The 1,243-nt window shown below is 61.9% G+C and carries 2 protein-coding genes; both read right to left on the bottom strand.

Annotated elements, in window-relative coordinates; all coding sequences use genetic code 11:
- The coding region (locus ACXJ7R_RS33360) for a TetR family transcriptional regulator (protein WP_457155514.1) at positions 1-287 on the bottom strand (287 nt) is incomplete at its 3' end.
- 6 nt (positions 288-293) lie between these two features.
- Positions 294-1,088 carry a methyltransferase domain-containing protein gene (locus ACXJ7R_RS33355; protein ID WP_457155513.1) on the bottom strand — a complete coding sequence of 265 codons (795 nt, stop codon included), beginning with the start codon at positions 1,086-1,088 and terminating at the stop codon, positions 294-296.
- Between the last annotated feature and the right edge of the window lie 155 nt (positions 1,089-1,243).

The raw sequence follows: 1,243 nt of genomic DNA, 5'->3' as shown, positions 1-1,243 counted from the left end.
TACTCGTCATACATATGCTGCAAGGTCGCGATGAGCAGCTTTTCCTTGCTCTCGAAATGGAAATTGACGATGCCGCGCGACAGGCCCGCGCCATCGGCGACATCGGCCATCGTCGTCTCCGAATAGCCGCGCTTGGCCAGTGAATCGATCGTCGCCTCGATGAGCTGAAGCTGCCTGACCTCCTTCGAGGCCTTGCGTCCGCGCTTCTCGGATTCAGCTTTCCGCATTGGTTCAAGGAGGGCGTCCCTGGCGTCTGCCGTCTTCATGGGTCTGATGGTCTCCAGCATCGCCGGCTATCCAACCGGCTTCCGACCGCGAAGATGAGTGGGACGGTGTTCGCCACTGTCAAGCACCTTCTGCATGGCTTCCCAGGTTCGTATGTTCTTGTCGACATAGGCGGCGCCGACCACCGCGGCCACAGTCGGATAGAGCGGTCCTTTCAGCCTTTCCAACTCGCCCCGCGCGACGTCGCGGTACCAGGGATTGCGGTCCCTGACGGTGACATCGGCAAAGCCTGCCCGGCGCATCGCCTGCGCATAGCGGGAGGGCGATGCCATGGCGAAGGACAGGCCTTCGGCGGCGATGTAGGCCTTCATCTCGGGCGACGGTTCGCCGTCATGCGAGATCATCCAGTTGGAGGCGGCAAAGACACCGCCCGGCTTCAGTACGCGGAAGATCTCGGCGAACAGGCCATCCTTGTCAGGCACATGCAGCAGCGCATCCTTGGAGAAGACGACATCGAAGGAATGGTCGGCGAAAGGCAGCGAGCCTGGTGGTGCCTGGATGAAGCTGACACGACCCGCGAGCCCACGCGCGGCGGCGCGGCGCCGGGCTGTCTCGATCACCGGCTGTTCGACATCGAAGCCGGTGGCGTGGGCAGCGCCATGGCGCTCGACCAGATGCAGCGTGATGCCGCCCGCACCGCAGCCGATGTCGAGGATTGTCTTGCCTTTAAGCGAAAGCCCTTCGACCACCCGGTCGACCTCGTCCGGCCCACCGGGCGACAGGTAGCCATCACCCCACAGCGCCTCGAGGAAGCGGATGGCGGCGTCGTCATACTCAGGCTCGGCAGCTGCCGTTTCGATCATCGCACCTCGGCCCCGTCAGCCGATTTGAGCACTTTCGATTGCCGGCAAAGCGTAGCGCATACAGGGTAAAACGCAACACCATTTGTTGAACATTCATTCAATATGGCTGGACAAAATGGCGACTGCCATGCCAAATTCCGCGTATTCGGGAACAG

This window comes from Mesorhizobium sp. P5_C1 (assembly GCF_054049815.1).
Note: the sequence above shows the minus strand (reverse complement) of the source record. Positions and strands in the feature narration are given on the sequence as shown.